This window comes from Paraburkholderia sp. BL21I4N1 (genome assembly GCF_002973525.1).
GTDB lineage: Bacteria > Pseudomonadota > Gammaproteobacteria > Burkholderiales > Burkholderiaceae > Paraburkholderia.
This window is the reverse complement of the sequence record NZ_PVEN01000001.1, coordinates 360,468-377,585: the sequence shown is the minus strand read 5'-3', so window position 1 is coordinate 377,585 and position 17,118 is coordinate 360,468. Positions and strand designations below refer to the sequence as shown.

12 protein-coding genes are annotated in these 17,118 nt (G+C 64.1%); 9 read left to right on the top strand and 3 right to left on the bottom strand.

The annotated features are described in order from the left end of the window. Positions 1 to 50: 50 nt before the first annotated feature. Complete coding sequence (locus B0G83_RS01705; protein ID WP_105505697.1) at positions 51 to 1,382, bottom strand: MFS transporter; 1,332 nt, start codon at positions 1,380 to 1,382, stop codon at positions 51 to 53. A gap of 403 nt (positions 1,383 to 1,785) precedes the next feature. Here B0G83_RS01705 and B0G83_RS01695 point away from each other — a divergent pair, with 403 nt between their 5' ends. The 8 genes from B0G83_RS01695 to B0G83_RS01665 all read left to right on the top strand — a co-directional run bounded on the left by B0G83_RS01695 (position 1,786) and on the right by B0G83_RS01665 (position 11,136). Continuing rightward, on the top strand, positions 1,786 to 2,502 hold the full coding sequence (locus tag B0G83_RS01695) for a FadR/GntR family transcriptional regulator (protein ID WP_105505695.1): 717 nt from the start codon (positions 1,786 to 1,788) through the stop codon (positions 2,500 to 2,502). 98 nt (positions 2,503 to 2,600) lie between these two features. Further along, complete coding sequence (locus B0G83_RS01690) at positions 2,601 to 4,163, top strand: diguanylate cyclase (RefSeq protein WP_258167640.1); 1,563 nt, start codon at positions 2,601 to 2,603, stop codon at positions 4,161 to 4,163. Between the two features lie 229 nt (positions 4,164 to 4,392). Continuing rightward, a complete protein-coding gene (locus tag B0G83_RS01685; RefSeq protein ID WP_181156660.1) occupies positions 4,393 to 4,905 on the top strand; it encodes a DUF2844 domain-containing protein in 513 nt (170 codons plus the stop codon). Positions 4,906 to 4,934: 29 nt separating this feature from the next. After that, positions 4,935 to 6,257, top strand: coding sequence for a DUF3443 domain-containing protein (locus B0G83_RS01680; RefSeq protein WP_105505694.1), 1,323 nt, complete (start codon positions 4,935 to 4,937; stop codon positions 6,255 to 6,257). Positions 6,258 to 6,471: 214 nt separating this feature from the next. After that, positions 6,472 to 6,615, top strand: a complete 144-nt coding sequence (locus tag B0G83_RS38455; RefSeq protein WP_181156659.1) for a hypothetical protein — start codon at positions 6,472 to 6,474, stop codon at positions 6,613 to 6,615. Then, positions 6,585 to 9,596 (top strand): tetratricopeptide repeat protein, encoded by a 3,012-nt coding sequence (locus tag B0G83_RS01675; protein ID WP_105506529.1) that lies wholly within the window; start codon positions 6,585 to 6,587, stop codon positions 9,594 to 9,596. The genes B0G83_RS38455 and B0G83_RS01675 overlap by 31 nt, the downstream gene beginning before the upstream one ends. Before the next feature lie 88 nt (positions 9,597 to 9,684). Then, positions 9,685 to 10,509, top strand: a complete 825-nt coding sequence (locus B0G83_RS01670; protein WP_105505693.1) for an alpha/beta fold hydrolase — start codon at positions 9,685 to 9,687, stop codon at positions 10,507 to 10,509. A gap of 396 nt (positions 10,510 to 10,905) precedes the next feature. Beyond that, positions 10,906 to 11,136: a hypothetical protein gene (locus B0G83_RS01665; protein ID WP_105505692.1), complete on the top strand. Its 231-nt coding sequence runs from the start codon at positions 10,906 to 10,908 to the stop codon at positions 11,134 to 11,136. 134 nt (positions 11,137 to 11,270) lie between these two features. Here the strand turns inward: B0G83_RS01665 and B0G83_RS01660 are convergent, their stop codons facing one another. Beyond that, entirely contained in the window at positions 11,271 to 13,499 is a 2,229-nt protein-coding gene (locus B0G83_RS01660; RefSeq protein WP_105505691.1) for an NADP-dependent isocitrate dehydrogenase, read from the bottom strand. A 408-nt stretch (positions 13,500 to 13,907) separates the two neighbouring features. Here B0G83_RS01660 and B0G83_RS01655 point away from each other — a divergent pair, with 408 nt between their 5' ends. Then, a complete protein-coding gene (locus B0G83_RS01655) occupies positions 13,908 to 16,091 on the top strand; it encodes a TonB-dependent siderophore receptor (protein ID WP_105506528.1) in 2,184 nt (727 codons plus the stop codon). Here the strand turns inward: B0G83_RS01655 and B0G83_RS01650 are convergent. Continuing rightward, positions 16,010 to 17,047, bottom strand: a complete 1,038-nt coding sequence (locus B0G83_RS01650) for a LysR family transcriptional regulator (protein ID WP_105505690.1) — start codon at positions 17,045 to 17,047, stop codon at positions 16,010 to 16,012. The two genes, B0G83_RS01655 and B0G83_RS01650, sit on opposite strands and share 82 nt — an antisense overlap. Between the last annotated feature and the right edge of the window lie 71 nt (positions 17,048 to 17,118).

Below are 17,118 nucleotides of genomic sequence, written 5' to 3'. Positions count from 1 at the left end.
AAAGTAGAAATGGCTTAACCCATGATGAACACCGCTAGCGATCCGTGGAATCAGTGCGCGCTGCGATGCACCGGCTCCGGCTGCGCGTCGCGATTCACGCGCCGGTCGCGGGTCAGGAAGCCGGCGGCTGCGGCGATCAGCGACGCCACGCCTAGGCCGTACAGGCCGCCGGTAATCGAACCGGTGTGCTGCTGCAGATAGCCGAACGTGGCCGGCGCAAAGAAGCCGCCGAGGTTGCCCACCGAGTTGATCAAGGCGATCACCGCCGCCGCTACGCGAGCATCCAGATAGCCTTGCGGAATCGGCCAGAACAGGGAAGCCGCCGCCTTGAAGCCGATCGCCGAGAAACAGATTGCCACGAACGACAGCACCGGATTGCCTGATGTCGATGCAAACAGCCCACACGCCGCGATCACCAGCGCCACCGCGAGCCACGCTTGCTGATAGCGCCACTTCGACGACAGCACTGCGAAACAGTACATCGCAACCATGGCGATCAGCCACGGAATCGCGTTGAGCATGCCGACCTGGAAATCGGACAGACCGCCCATCTTGCGGATGATGGTCGGCAGCCAGAAGGTCGCGGCGTAGATGGTCAACTGAATCGCGAAGTAGAGAAAGCAGAACAGCAGAATCTGCGGATCTTTCAGCAGTTTCATGGCGGGCAGATGCGCGCCGCCGTGCGCCTCGCGCTCGGCCTGTTCCGTCGCGATCGACGTTTCGAGCACCGTGCGTTCTTCGGCGGTGAGCCATGACGCGTCGCGAATGCGCGACTTCAGCAGCACCCAGCTCACGCCGCACAGCACGATCGAAAAGCCGCCTTCGACGAGGAACATCCACTGCCAGCCGTGCAGGCCGAAGCCGCGAATGGACAGCAGGCTACCGGTGATCGGGCCGGACAGCACCGAGGCCAGCGCGGAACCGGCGAGAAAAACCGCTACCGCTTTGCCGCGATCTTTCTGCGGCAGCCACTGGGTGAAGTAAAACACCACGCCGGGAAAGAAGCCCGCTTCGGCGACACCGAGCAGAAAACGCAGCACATAGAACGACGTATCGTTCCAGACAAACGCCATGGCCGCCGCGACGAGCCCCCACGTACCCATGATGCGGGTGAGCCACGCGCGCGCGCCGTACTTTTGCATCAGTACGTTCGAAGGCACTTCGAACAGCGCATAGCCGATGAAGAACAAACCGCTGCCCAGACCATACGCCGCCGCGCCGATGCCCAGGTCCGTCTGCATGTGCGAATTGACGAAACCGATGTTCACGCGGTCGATGTAGTTCGCGATGAACATGATCAGGAACAGCGGCAATACGTGTCGTTTGACTTTGGAGACCGCCGATTCGAGCGGATCGGCGGCCGGGGCAAGAGCAGAGGTCAAGGTTGTCTCCAGTATCGACCACTTGGGTAGCCTGATCGAACACAACGCGACGCATTCGGGCAGAAGTGCAAAGATGCGGGAAGCGCGTGATACGTTGTCTGACGACAGTCTACATGCAGAGCTTGAATGATTCCAATGCGGTGTTTACCCTTCCTCGCTTAAATCGCCGTCCCACATGGATTGTGCGCGGATTTCACCGACGTGGCCGCGCGGCGCACAGCAAAAAACCAAGACGTCTGATGACAATAATATGAAGTATCTCGTACGCCCGGCAGATTAAGATCTCGGTCGCGGGATCGTCCGTGCCGCCGAGCGGCGCTATGATGGCCGGGCCGTCCCGTTGTACGACCTCTCGCGCACGCAACGCGCGCATTTTTAGCCGATTAGCCGACAAACCACAGAAATGAGCAGCCTAACTGAGAAGGTGGTGGCCACCCTTTCCGACGAAATCCGCCGCGGCGCGTTGCGGCCGGGCGACCGCATTCCCACCGAAGTCGCGATGATGAAGCAGCTCTCCGTGAGCCGCTCCGTGGTCCGCGAGGCGATCTCGCGCCTGCAGGCGGCGAGAGTGGTCGAGACCCGGCACGGCATCGGCACCTTCGTGCTCGCGCCCGCTTCGGAAGAACCGCTGCAATTGCCCGCCGCCGATCTCTCCAGCATGCTGGACGTGATGGCGATCATCGAATTTCGTATCGACGTCGAAGCCGCGTCGGCCGCGCTCGCCGCCGCGCGGCGCACGGACCAGCATCTGAAGCAGATGCGCGCCGCGCTGACACGCTTCGAGTCGGAACTCGAACGCGGCAGCACCGACACCGTCGCGCACGACATCGAGTTTCATTTGCAGATCGCGCGGGCGAGCGGCAACCGTTATTTCTTCGACGTGCTCAGTCAGTTAGGTCGCTCGGTAAGTCCGCGGACTCGACTCGGCACCGCCGAGATCGCGGAGCTCGACCATATCGAGCATCTGCGCAACGTGCTGGCCGAGCATCAGATGATCCATCGCGCGATCGAACGCCAGGACGCGGACGACGCGCGCGCCGCCATGCGCATGCATCTGAGCAACAGCCGCGAACGGCTGCGTCGCGCGCATGCCTTGAGTCAGGCGGAAAGCCGCGATTGACCCTCCGGCGAGTTCAATGCTTCAATCCTAGCGCCGGGAAGCGGTGACGGACATCGTCCCGAACGCCGGATCGACCGGCCTCTCCGGGAGCCACACACGTGTCGAAAAGACAGGTTGTCACCTCGCGGTACAGGTTGGCGCGGCGGCTCGTCGAGATACGCCTCTGCATTTTGCGTGCGATCGGCCGGCATCCTTTTCTCGCGGGCCTCTCCGGCATGCTCACCGCCACGGTGATGGCCGCCCTCACGTTCCTCGCGCTCTACAACAGCCGCGAGGAAGAATTCCGCCACGCCGTCGAGAGCTCGCGCAACCTCGTCACGATCATCAGCCGCGATCTCTCGCGCAACTTCCATCTGTATGACACCTCCCTGCTCGGGGTTGCAAAGGACGCGGGCGAGGCAGAAACGTGGCGCTTGCCGCCCGACCTCCGGCAGCGCGTGCTGTTCGATCGCACGCTGGGTTCCCCTCTAGCCGGCGACGCCTACGTGCTCGACGCGCAAGGCCGCGTGAAAGCGTCGATGAGCGGCAAGTTGTATCCGGGGCTGTCGTTCGCGCAGCGGGATTACTTCACCGTTCAACAGAACACGCCGCACGCGGGCCTCTACCTGTCGAATCCGTATGCGTCGCAAGTGCGCGGCGGCGCGCTGGCCGTCGCATTGTCACGACGCGTCGAGACGCCCGACGGCGCCTTCGACGGCATTGCAATGGCCAGCGTGCGAATCGAATACTTCGAGCATCTGCTCGACAACATCTCGCTCGGCCCCAACGGCGGCGGCTTTATCGTGCTGAACAACGGCACGCTGCTCGCGAGCCAGCCCGCGGCGCGCCTCGGCATCGGCTCGAACTATGCGAAGACCGCGAACTTCGCCGGCATTGCCGGCAACGAGACCGGCAGCTTCGTCTCGGACGGTTCGCTGGATGGCGTCTCGCGGCTTTACACGTTTGCGCATGTGCCGGACACGCCGATCATCGTCGGTATCGCGCCGGCCGTGGAAGACGTGCTGGCGGGCTGGCGGCGTCGCAATCTGCTGGCGGGCGCGATGACGGTGCTATTCGGCGGCGCCTACGTGGTGGTGGTGTGGCTGTTCGCTTTCGCGCTGCGCGACAAGGTGCGCGCCGAGGCCGCGTTGCAGCGCGTCGCCGCCACCGACGCGTTGACCGGACTCAGCAACCGCCGCGCCTTCGACCATCGGCTCGCGCAGGAGTGGCGGCGCGCGCAGCGCGAGCAAACGTCGCTGGCGCTGCTGTTCATCGACATCGATCATTTCAAGCGCTTCAACGATACCTACGGACACGCCACCGGCGACGAAGTGTTGACCGTGGTCGCCGAACGCATTCTGTCGGGCACGCGACGCGCATTGGACCTTGCCGCCCGCTACGGTGGCGAGGAATTCGCCGTGGTGCTGCCCAATACGTCGCTCGACGGTGCGCTCAAGGTCGCCGAAAAAATCCGCAAACGCGTCGAGTCGGCAGGACTCGCGAACAAAGATACACCGGGCGGCCACGTGACGATCAGCGTCGGCTGCGCGGCTTGCCAACCGCCCGAAGGCGGCAGCGCGGCCGCGCTGCTCGCGGCGGCGGATACCCAGCTGTACGCAGCGAAAGCCGCCGGACGCAACCGCGTGATGGCGCGCGCGATTAGCGCGCAACTGGCCGTCTGAACACGTGACGAAAACCATCACCACCGCGCGCGCGTCGATTCGATAGCCATTACGCATCACTTAGTGCAGCTTGCTTTCTCCGCATGGCCAAGCTTTCAATTTCAAACAGAAGCGGATTCACTTCTCAATTCGTTAAATTTAAAAACGCGACTGCACGCTAAGATTCTTTTCGCGCGAGCGCGAGGGCAAGCTCGCGCGTATTTTTCGAAAACTTCCGCAAAACCAAAAAATGATAACCAGCAAATTTGGAATCGCCGTCGTGGCGGCGGCGTCGCTCGTTGCCGTCGCGCCGGCTTACGCGGCGCTGGGTAGCGCGCCGACGTATCCGGTGACAGCCAGCAGCACCAACGCTGGCGCGGCCAGTCCTGGCGGCGCCGCAGTGGCGCGCTTCGCGGCGAACGCCAGCGCCAATGCAGCGACGCCGGCTTATACCGTCAGCCAGACCACGCTGCCCACCGGCACGGTGGTCAACGAGTACATCACGGCGGGGAACACCGTGTTCGCGTTGAGCTGGCAAGGTCCGGCCATGCCGCCGCTGAAGACGCTTCTCGCCACTTACTTCCCGACATACGTCCAGGCACTCACCGACGCGCACAACACGCAAGGCAGCGGCTACAGCGCCGCCGTCGTGCGTCAGACGGGGCTGGTCGTGGAGACGGGTGGGCACATGGGCTCCTTCGTGGGCCGTGCCTATTTGCCGCAAGCGCTGCCGCAAGGCCTGAGCGCTGACGACATCAAGTAAATCAACAGAAATCAATCGAGAGAATACAAGTGCGCAAAATCGCATGGATTATTGCCGCGGCGCTCGGCCTGAGTCTGGCCGCCTGCGGTGGGGGTGGTGGCGGCAGCAGCAACAGTTCGACAACCAGTTCGTCGGCATCGGGCGGCAATTCGGGCACACCGTCGGGCGGCGCGACGAACGGCACCTCGAGTCCGCCGTTGATCACCTCGACGCCGAACGTGCTCGCAGCCGACGCGTCCGCCGTGCCGACCGCGGTCGGTCCCGGCAACACGATGGCGGTGACGGTCAGCGGCACGAGCATTCACAACCAGCCGATGGTGAGCATCAAGCTCTGCACGCCGGGGACGAACGCCACCACCAACTGCGTGACGATTCCGAACGTGCTGGTCGACACGGGCTCGTACGGGCTGCGCCTCGTGCGTTCCGCGATTCCGGACGCGACCTTTAACACGCTCGGCACCGAAACGGCCAACAGCCTGCCGCTCGCCGAGTGCGCGTTGTTCGGCAGCGGCTATACGTGGGGCACGGTGCATACCGCCGATCTCGCGCTGTCGGGCGAGATTGCGTCGACGCTGCCGATCCAGGTGATCGGCGACCCGGCACTGACGGCCGCCGCGCCGTCCGAATGCCAGGTGGGCCGCCTGATGTCGACCGCCGCCAACGTCGGTGCGAACGGCATCCTCGGTATCGGCGTGAGCCCGACGGACTGCGGTTCGGCGTGCGCCGTCGCGCCGCTCCTGACGCACTACTACACCAACGCGGGCACCGCCACCACGGTGCCGGTCAGCGGCCAGGTCGCCAATCCGGTTGCGTATTTCGCGCAGGACAACAACGGCGTGATTCTGGAGATGGCGCAGGTGTCCGACAGCGGTAGCCCGACGGCCCAGGGCACGCTCGTGTTCGGCATCGACACACAGGCCAACAATACGTTGGCCGGCACCAGCGCGACGTTGATCAGGACGGATATCAACAGCAACTTCACGTCGACTTATAACGGCGCGACGCTGACCAGCACGTTCTTCGATTCCGGTTCGACGGTGATGTTCTTTCCGGATACGACGATCGCTCACGACTTCCTGAGCGGCTACTTCACGCCGACGGCGACGGTGGGTCGCACGGCGACGCTGAACTCGACGAGTCCGGCGAACGTGACGCTGGGCTTCAACATCGCCAACGGGTTGACGTTGAGCGCGTCGGGAAACAACGCGTTCAACAACATCGGCATCTCCATGGCCGGCCAGTTCGACTTCGGTTTGCCGTTCTTTTACGGCCGGCACGTGTTCTACGGCATCTCGGGGCGTTCGTCGACGGGCGGCGGTGCGGGGCCGTATGTGGCGTACACGTCGAGCTGAACGGTGTGACGTTTAGCCTGCAACGCTTGCGAGTCTGAATCGGTCGCGGCGCTCAAATAGACCCGGCCGCGTGCCGGGTTTATTCTTTAGCGCCCCGTATCCGGCCACACTGATCGATCCCGGCGCTCAAGTTATTCATCCTGATGCCGATAGGGTTGATGGCGCGCTAGGCGATCGATCAGAATGCCCGCCTTTTCTTCACCCGAAAATGACAATGAAGACCTCTTTGAACCGGCGCACGAGCACCGTGTTCGCCGCGTTCCGCCCGAACGCGTGTGCGTGGAATCCGACACGCCTGAACGGGCGGCCACGCCATGGCACGAACGAATGGCTGATGGCGCAGCGAGGCGCGGCGTGAAGACGGTCGCGTTGCGTCAGGCGCCGCGGCGCTTCTCCTTTCTGCCGAGACTACCGACACTGCTGACAGCGCTCACGTTGAGCGCGTTAACTGTGCTGGCGGTTGTGCCGCTCGGCGCCGACGCCATGTCCGCTGGCGCGCCCGACGCCGCGCGTCTGCCGCGTCCGTTCGCGGCTTTGCCGCTCTTACCGCTCGGCGACCCGACCACGCCCTGCGCGCTGCGCTTCGGCGCCAGCCAGGAATGGGCGGCGTCGCCGCTGGCCAAGCCGGCGCAACTGCTCGCGTCGTGCGGCGCGGAGGCGGCGGCCGGCAATCTCGACGCGCGCGCGATCTATGGACAGATGATGCTGTTCGGCTACGCGATGCCGCCGTCCGACACCGGCCTTGCGATGCTGCAACAGGCCGCTGCGGACGGCTCGCGCAGCGCGCAACGCGTGGTCGGTTCGCTCTACCGCGACGGCACGCGCGTGCCGAAAAACGACGATACCGCGCGGCGCTGGCTGTCGCTCTCCGCCGACCAGGGCGACGGCCTCGCGGCCGAGATGCTCGGGCTGATGGACTACAACGGCGAAGGCGGCGCGGTCGACTTCGCGTCGGCCTACGCCGAGTTCGTGCGTGCGGCGGACCATGGCTCGTCGCACAGCGCATCCAACGCCGGGCAGATCCTGTTCGACGGTCGGGCGGGCGTGCCGCGCGACGTCAACGGCGGCGTCACCTGGTTCATTCAAGGCGCGACGCGCGGCGATGCCGACGGCGCATTCCTGCTCGGCATGGCACTGTTGCGCGGCACCGGCGTGAAGCGGGATGTTCAGAACGCGGCGGGCTGGATCAATATCGCCGCGGTGCGCGGTCATCGCGAGGCACACGCGGTACTCGCCGATATGTACGTGGCCGGCGTAGGCGTGCCGCGCGACGAGAAAAAGGGCTTTGCATTGATGTCGTACGCGGCGAGCCGCGGCTCGGTCTACGCGCAGCGCCGGCTCGGCGAACTGTACGCGGGCGGCACCGGCACGGCGCGCAACCTGGTGCTGGCGCGGGCATGGCATCGCAAGGCCGCGCTGGAAGGCGACGCGACCGCACGTTTTCAGCTGGCCGTCGAGTACCGGCTGGGCCTTGGCGGCCCCAAGGATCTCGACGCCGCGATCGGCTGGATGCGTGGCGCGGCTCAGGCCGGCCTCGCGGCCGCGCAGAACGATCTCGGCACCATGCTGCAGCGTGGCGAAGGCGAACCTCGCAATCTCGACGAAGCGAAGCAGTGGTATCAGCGAGCCTCCGACCAAGGGCTGGGCATCGCCGCGTTCAATCTGGCGTCGCTGGCGGATGCCGGGCTCGGCATGCCGAAAGACCCGGCGCTCGCGTTCCGGCTTGCTCACGTCGGCGCCGATCGCGGCGATCCGCAAGCCACGCTGATGGTGGGGCGAATGCTGTTCGTCGGCGATGGTGTGCCGGCCGACAAGGCACAGGCGCTGGTCTGGTATCGCAAGGCCGCGGATCTCGGCAACGTCGACGGTGCACGTCAGGCCGGCTGGCAATATATGTACGGCATTGGTGTGCCGCGCGATGCGGTGCTCGGCGAGCGTTATCTGGAATCGGCCGCGCGGGCCGGCAATGCTCAGGCGCAGACCATATTGGGTTTGTATCTGCTGGAGCGTCAAGGGAACGGCAGTAAGAACGCGAGTAAGAATACGAACGACGACGCGACCAAAACCGACGGCAAGGCGTGGCTCGTCAAAGCGGTCGCGCAGAACTTCGCGCCGGCCTATACCGCGATGGGCACGGTCTACTCGAAGGGCCAGGGCATGCCGCCCGATCAGCCGACTGCAATCAAATGGTTCACGCGCGGCGCCGAATCGAACGATCTCGCCTCGCAACGCTTGCTGTGTCTCGCCTACGCGAACGGCACCGGCGTGGCGCGCAATCCCGAGCTGGCGCAGCGCTGGTGCCGCGCCGCCGCGCAGGCCGGCGACCTGTTCGCGATGCGTCGCCTCGCCGTCGGCATTGCGGACGCGACGCCGGAGCGCGTCAGCAGCTACTGGCAGTGGCGTATCGCGAGTCGCGGCGACGCGGTCTATCAGTCGATGCTCGGCGACTCGTACGATCTGGGGCGCGGCGTCCCGGCCGACTTCAGTGCGGCGGTCTACTGGTTCCGTCTCGCGGCGGACCAGGGCAATGTCTCGGCGCAAAGTTCGCTGGCGTGGCATCTGTTCACGGGGCTCGGCGGCGAGCGTAACGAGCGGGAAGCGCTGGGCTGGGCCCAGCGGGCGGCGGATACCGGTTCGGCTGCCGCCATGGCGATGGTCGGCGAGGCCTATTTGCACGGCCGTGGCGTCGCGCAAGATGTCACTGTTGCGCGCGGCTGGCTGGAAAAGGCGGCGGCGGCCGGTTCCGGCGAGGCGGCCAGCGATCTCGCGGCGCTGTATGAGACCGGCAATGGGGTGCCGCGCGACGATGCTTTGGCGCTTGGCTGGCATCGCAAAGCTGCCGCGCTTGGATGCAATGCGGGTGTCATCGCGCTCGCGCTGCGCGCTGAGGCCGCGGGCGACGTGCAAACGCTCGATGGCCCGGCGATGCGGTGGATTTCCCTTGCAGCCGATCCGGGTGCGACGGGTTCGACCAACGGTTCGCGCGCGCCTGTCTCGAACGACGCAACCGAATCCGGCCTGACTTCGTGGGCTGCGCTGTCATCCTTGAATGAAGCCTTGCTGGGCGACCCGCTGCGGCAGTACGAGATCGGCATGCGCTATCTGTCGGGCGACGGTGTGATGCGCGACAGGGCGCTCGGCGACGCATGGCTTCAGCGCGCGCAAGCCGGCTTCGCGGCCGAACCTCATCACGCCATGTATGCGGATGCCGTCCGTGCCGTCGAACAACTCGTCAGCGTGGTACTCAGCGCGGATGAGCGGGAGCGGGCGCATCGGGTAGCCGCCAACCTGCTGGCCACGGTTCCGTCGAGCGCGGCGGCGGCTGCGGCGGGGGCGTAGCGCAGCGGAGAAGGAACGGGGTTGATTTAGGCTTCGACGAGGTGGCAACCTTGCGATTCCATCCCGGCGTAACGCCACGGAGACGCCCATGACCACCGACCCGTTCCTCGACACCCACGACGACGACCTCGCCCATTTCGACGCCCACGGCGCCGCGCGGCTGCCGGTGTCGGACGATCACGGCCATGTCGAGCACGCTGGCGCACGAATCTGGTACGCATCCTATGGCGTCGGCGCGCCGGTGATTCTGCTGCACGGCGGCCTCGGACATAGCGGCAACTGGGGTTACCAGATTCCGGCGCTGCTCGGCGCGGGGTATCGCGTCGTGGCGATCGACAGCCGAGGCCACGGCCGCAGCACGCGCGACACGCGACCGTACCGCTACGAGTTAATGGCGTCCGACGTGCTGGCCGTGATGGACCGCTTGCGACTCGACCGCGTCGCCTTCGCCGGCTGGAGCGACGGCGCTTGCGTCGCGCTGGTGCTGGCCAGCGAGGCGCCCGAACGCGTGGCGGGCGTGTTCTTCTTCGGCTGCAACATGGACCCGGGCGGCACGCTGCCGTTCGTGCCGACCCCGCTGATCGACCGTTGCTTCAGTCGGCATCGCAAGGACTACGCGCAACTCTCGGCGACGCCCGGCGAGTTCGACGCGTTCGTCGGCGCGGTCAGCGAGATGATGCAGACGCAACCCAACTATAGCGTGGACGATCTGGCCCAGATCCGCGTGCCGGTGGCGATCGTGCAGAGCGAACACGACGAGTTCATCAAGCCGGAACACGCCGACTATCTTGCCCGCACGATTCCCGATGCGGTGCTGATCGCGCTGCCCGGCGTAAGCCATTTCGCGCCGCTGCAAAGACCGGGGCAATTCAATCGCGTGCTGCTGGATTTTCTGCGCCGAGTGCTGCCCTGAACTCGCCGGCGATGCCTCGAAATTAAGCATCGCGATCAATCAGCCCGTATTCGTGTCGCACCCAAGCCCAAAAATTTCACGATGTGGCATGAACGCTTGCTTCGTAAAAAATCGTGGTGCGTGGCACAAATTCGCCATTTCGCAATGTCGCCCCGCATTGCACATCGCAAAATGAATTACATAAGCCATTATTTTTAAACGATATTTTTTGTTATATCGCCCCATCTAAGAACGGCTTGCGCCGCAACCCGCTGACGTAGACTCTTTTACAAGAGCCGGCGCTTCATGCAGTCGAGGCAAGTTGGACGGGACGATCAGGCGGTACGACGCTCCCCAGCCTCGCGCACGAAACCGCACCGGCACAGCGGTTTTTAAATGGCAATTGGGAGACTGAAAATGAAAGGCTTTCGCTTTGGCTCGACCCAGGGAGCGTTCTACATTTTGCCGGGACAGGATGGTTGGGAAGCGACGTACGGCAACGAGACGCTCGGTGAATTCAATAGCCCGCAACAGGCGGCCGACGACCTCGCGCGTGGTCTGATCTGCCCGCATCTGTCCGAAGGCGACGACACTTCGTCGCTTGAAATTCCAGAGAAGCTCAGCGATTGGGAAATCGTTCACGTGTGAGGGCCGGTATGACGGCTGCCCACGTAGAAGTGAGAACGACGATGGCGCTCGAGAGCGCCATCGTCGTGCTTACTGCTGACTTCCGTGCGGTTTGCGCAGGTTTTGCGGCTACCCTGGCTAGCACATCGGCTTCTTTATGCCACCGCGTCCACGATCTTGTTCAGCGTGGCGCTCGGGCGCATGGCCTTGCTCGTCAGCTCGACGTTCGGACGGTAGTAACCGCCGATTTCCACGGCCTTGCCTTGCGCAGCGGCCAGTTCTTCGATGATCTTCGCTTCGTTGTCGGCCATGGCCTTCGCCACGCCGGCGAACTGCGCCTGCAAAGCCGCGTCTTCGGTTTGCGCAGCGAGCGCTTCCGCCCAGTACATGGCCAGGTAGAAGTGGCTGCCGCGGTTGTCGATACCGCCGACCTTGCGCGCCGGCGACTTGTCGTTGTCGAGGAACTTGCCGGTTGCCTGATCCAGCGTCTTGGCCAGTACTTGCGCCTTCGGGTTGTGATACGCATTGCTCAGGTGCTCGAGCGACGCCGCCAACGCCAGGAACTCACCCAGCGAATCCCAACGCAAGAAGCCTTCTTCGACCAGTTGCTGGACGTGCTTCGGCGCCGAACCGCCCGCGCCCGTTTCGAACAGACCGCCGCCTTCCATCAGCGGGACGATCGACAACATCTTCGCGCTGGTGCCCAGTTCCATGATCGGGAACAGGTCGGTCAGGTAGTCGCGCAGCACGTTGCCGGTGACCGAGATCGTGTCCTTGCCGGCGCGGATGCGGTCCAGCGAGAACTGCGTTGCCTCGACCGGCGTCATGACGCGAATGTCCAGACCGGTGGTGTCGTGGTCTTTCAGGTATTGCTCGACCTTCTTGACGATCTGGGCGTCGTGCGCGCGCGCCGCGTCCAGCCAGAAGATCGCCGGCGTGCCGGTTGCGCGGGCGCGGTTCACCGCGAGCTTGACCCAGTCCTGCACCGGTGCGTCTTTGGTCTGGCACATACGCCAGATGTCGCCGGCTTCCACCGGTTGTTCGATCAGCACCGTGCCGGCCGCGTCGGTCACGCGGACCACGCCGTTCGCCGGGATCTGGAACGTCTTGTCGTGTGAACCGTATTCTTCAGCGGCTTGCGCCATCAGGCCGACGTTCGGCACCGTACCCATGGTGACCGGATCGAACGCGCCGTGCTTCTTGCAATCTTCGATCACCGCCTGATACACGCCCGCGTAGCAGCGGTCCGGAATCACGGCCTTGGCGTCGTGCAGCTTGCCGTCGGTGCCCCACATCTTGCCCGACTCGCGAATCATGGCCGGCATGGACGCGTCGACGATCACGTCGCTCGGCACGTGCAGGCTGGTGATGCCTTTGTCCGAGTTGACCATGGCCAGTTGCGGGCGCGCGGCGTATTGCGCCTTCATGTCGGCTTCGATCGCTTCGACCGTGGCCGCCGGCAGGTCTTTGAGGCGCGCGTACAGGTCGCCGATACCGTTGTTCGGGTTGAAGCCGGCTTGCGCCAGCGCCTCGGCATGCTTGGTCAGCACGTCGTTGTAGAACACCGACACCACCTGACCGAAGATGATCGGATCCGACACCTTCATCATGGTGGCTTTCAGGTGCACCGAAAACAGCACGCCCTTGGCTTTCGCGTCGGCGATTTCCGCTTCGATGAAGCTGCGCAGCGCGTTCTTGCTCAACACCGACGCGTCGATGATCTCGCCCGCCTGCACGTTGGTCTTTTCTTTCAGGACCGTCTTCGCGCCGTCCGCGGCCGTCAGTTCGATCTTCACGGCGCCGGCCGCTGCGATCAGCGCCGATTTTTCGCTGCCGTAGAAATCGCCGCCGCTCATGTGCGCGACGTGCGACTTCGAGTCGGCCGTCCACGCGCCCATCTTGTGCGGATGCTTGCGAGCGTAGTTCTTGACCGACAACGGCGCGCGGCGGTCCGAATTGCCTTCGCGCAGCACCGGGTTGACGGCGCTGCCCTTGATCTTGTCGTAGCGCGCCTTGACGTCTTTTTCAGCCTCGGTCGTGGCGACGTCGGGGTAAGCCGGCAGCTTGAAGCCTTGATCGCGCAGCTCGGTGATCGCGGCCTTCAGTTGCGGCACCGATGCGCTGATGTTCGGCAGCTTGACGATGTTCGCTTCCGGACGCGTGGTAAGTCCACCCAGTTCGGCCAGATCGTCGGAACCCTTCTGTTCCGCGCTCAGGTAGTCCGGAAAGGCAGCAATGATCCGGCCGGCAAGCGAGATATCGCGCGTTTCAACGATCACGTCGGACGAGCGCGTGAACGCCTTGACGATCGGCAGCAGCGAGTAGGTCGCCAGTGCAGGCGCTTCGTCGGTCAGGGTGTAGATGATCTTCGGCGGTGTGGACATGTTCGAGGCTTTGCTAGGTGAAGTGATAGACAGAGCGTTTGGTAGCGCTGAGCCGGCGAGGTTGCGACGAAGCTGCAAAAACGCCGCGCGATGCACGGCACTACTTTTTACGGCCCGACCGTGAGTATATGCGTGTTTTCCTCTATTCGCTGTTAAACAAACATGTCGCGGAACCGGGCTCGATGGGGTCGAGCCCCGCCAGATAAGGCTTTGAGGCGAATGCCCTAGGTCTTACGACAGATGTCTTATAGATGACTTGTTAGCTTTCAAAAAGATTGTTAATGCGAATCAGATGCATTAACATTCGTGCGCTCGTTTTTCACCATCCGTTTAACCGTCACTCGCTCGCAAGATGCCGTTCGCATCATTTTGGTGCGCGGCGGTGTCAGCCTGTCCAACTCGAACAATATGCAGAATCTTTCTATCGCCGGCCGTCCGGCGTTTGCGCGCGGCCCGCGCCGCGCTCCGTCGCTGCTTAGCGCCGGACTCCTGGTTAGCGTGGGTTTGACGCTGTCCACCCTGTCGTCGAACGGATGGGCGCAAGCCGCCCCGGCCAGCGACGCCGCCGCCACCTTGCCGGCCGTGAAGGTTTCGGCATCGAAGGACGCCACCGTGGCGCAGGCCGATACCGTTAGCGCCGGCGCGCTGGGATCGCGCAAGCAGGTCGACACGCCGTTCTCGACCCACGTCGTGACGAGCGACGAAGCGCAGGATCTGTTCGCAACCACCGCCAACGACCTGTTCAAGTACGACCCGGCCGTGTCGATCAGCAGCGATAACGCGCTCGCCGAAAACTCCATGTTCAACGTGCGCGGCATGCCGATCGACACGCTGAACAGCGTCAAGGTGGACGGCCAGTCGTTCCCCTCGTGGGACACCGACCTGTCGCTCGAACCGTTCGAGCAGGTCGAACTGCTCAAGGGTCTGTCGGGCTTCATGTATGGCTTCGGCTCGCCGGGCGGCATCGTCAACTACGTGCTGAAGCGGCCGACCGACACGCCGTACCGCAGCTTCACCCTCGGCTATAAGTCGGCCGGCGTATTCACCGAGGCGCTCGACCTGGGCGGCCGCTTCGGCAACGACAACCGTTTCGGCTACCGGCTGAACCTCGTCAACGAAGACGGCAACACGGCGGAACCGAACGGCCACGTGCGCCGCCAGGTGGCGTCGCTGGCACTGGACTTCCGCATCACGCCGGACCTGACCTGGACCGCCGACGCGTTCTACCAGAAGCGCAAGACCAACGGCACGCTGTTCGGTCTCGGCATCGGCGCCGGCGGCATTCCGGACGCGAGCAAGATCGACATTGCCGGTTTGACCCAGCCGCAGAACTACTACCAGACCGAAATGGCTTCGTTCGGCACGGGGCTCGATTACCGTCTGTCGGAGAACTGGCATGCGAGCCTGAAGTACCGCTTCGCCAAGGAGAACCGCACCAATTCGGATAGCTTCCTGTACGTCACCGACACGGCGGGCAACTACACGAACACGCTCTATGCGGCCATGACGCGCTACTTCTATCAGAACGTCGACGCGATGGTGCAAGGCCAGTTCAACACCGGCAGCATCAAGCATGACGTGGTGGTCGGCGCGGGCTTCCAGACGCAGACCAGCGAGTACAGCAACAGCACCGGCTGGAACATGGGCTACGCGCTCGGCACCGGCAATCTGTACAACACCACGCTGCTGACCAATAGCGAAGTCAGCATGGGCTCGGACCTGTATCGTCAGCAGCGCATCACGCAGGCCGCCGTGTACGCAAGTGATACGGTGCAATTCACGTCGCGCCTGTCGGCGCTGCTTGGCGTGCGGTACACGCAGTATCGCCAGAACGTCTACGACACGACGGCCGCCGTGACGTCGCAATACAGCGCGAGCCCGGTCACGCCGACCTTGGCGCTGATGTTCAAAACCGATCCGTACTCGACGCTGTACACCAGCTACGTCGAATCGCTGGAACAGGGTGGCGCGGCCAGCAACACGAACCTGAACTACCCCGCAACGTATGGCCCGATGCGCAGCAAGCAGTATGAAATCGGCTTCAAGACGGATCACGCCAAGTGGGGCGCCAACGTCGCGCTATTCCGCGTCGACCAGGGCTACAACTACACGAACGTCAGCAACTACTTCGTGCAGAACGGCACCAAGCGCTACACGGGCGTCGACGCCAGCGGCTGGCTCGCGCTGACGAACGAATGGCGCGTGATGGGCGGCGTGATGTGGCTCGATGCGAAGGCCGTGGACGTGGACGATCCGAACATCGACGGCAAGCGGGTGTATGGTGCGCCGCGCTTCACCGTGACCGGCCGTATCGAGTACAACCCGGCGTATCTGCGTCCGCTGACGCTGGCGTTCGGCGGCAAATATGTGGGCAACCAGGCTGTCAATGCCGCCAACTCGCTGTTCGTGCCGTCGTATGTCACCTACGATCTGAGCGGCCGCTACGAAACGAAAATTGCTGGCGAGGACGTGACGTTCCGCGCGGGGATCAACAATCTGCTGAACCGTCGCTACTGGACCACGGCATGGGGGTCGTTCGTATCGCCTTCGCCGACGCGCACCGCCGTGGCTAGCGCGACGTTGCTGTTCTGAAGCGACGCACTCGATCGGGACGCCTGGCCTGGTTTGACCTGACCAGCCGCAGGCGCCCCGAGCATCGGCGGAATCCCGGCGACCAGCGCGTCGATCGCGTAGCGCGTCTTCAGCGCCAGATACCGGCTCTTCGGCCACACCGCGTGAATCTCCTGCGCGGGCCGGAAACAATTTTCCGTCACCGTCACCAATTCGCCCTTGCCGGCATGACGCGCCAGCAGCCAACTCGGCAACCACGCCAGCCCGAAGCCCGCGACCGCCGCGTCGACAATCCCCTGCATATCGTCGAAACACAACTGCGGATGCACCTGCGCGCGACGCACCTGGCCATCGACGTCGACCACATCCCACGGCATGGGCATGCCGCCGCGCACATACGCGATCACCGAGTGCCCGCGTAGTTCGTCCACATTGCGCGGCGTGCCGTGCCGCGCCAGATAGGCCGGCGCCGCGCCGATACTCGCGTATTGCGTGCCGAGTTTGCGCGCCGCGAGACTCACGCTGTCGGCGAGCGGCCCGATCCGCACGACCAGATCGAAACCCTCTTCCACGACATCGACGAAGCGATCGCTAATCGACATGTCGATCGTCAATTGCGGATGACGGCGCGCCAGCTCAAGCAGCACCGGCGCCGCGCAATGATGGCCGAAGCACTGCGGCACGCTGACCCGCAGACGCCCTTTCGGCTCGCGCCGCCCGGAGTCGAGATCGGCTTCGGCGGCCTCGAGTTCGGCGAGTGCGCGCACGCAGCGATCGTAGTAGGCCTGACCGTCTTCGGTGAGGCTTTGACTGCGCGTGGTCCGATTGATCAGCCGCACGCCGAGCCGTTTTTCGAGCCGCACGATCACTTTGCCCACCGCCGAACGCGTGAGGTCCAGGCGTTCCGCCGCCAGCGCGAAACTGCCCGTTTCGACGACACGCACGAATGTCGTCACACCATCGAGAATGTCGCTCATTTTTTGCCTTATTGGGTCCTTATGCGACGCAGTTCTGGGATTTAAACGTGTCAATCGGGACATGAATTCCC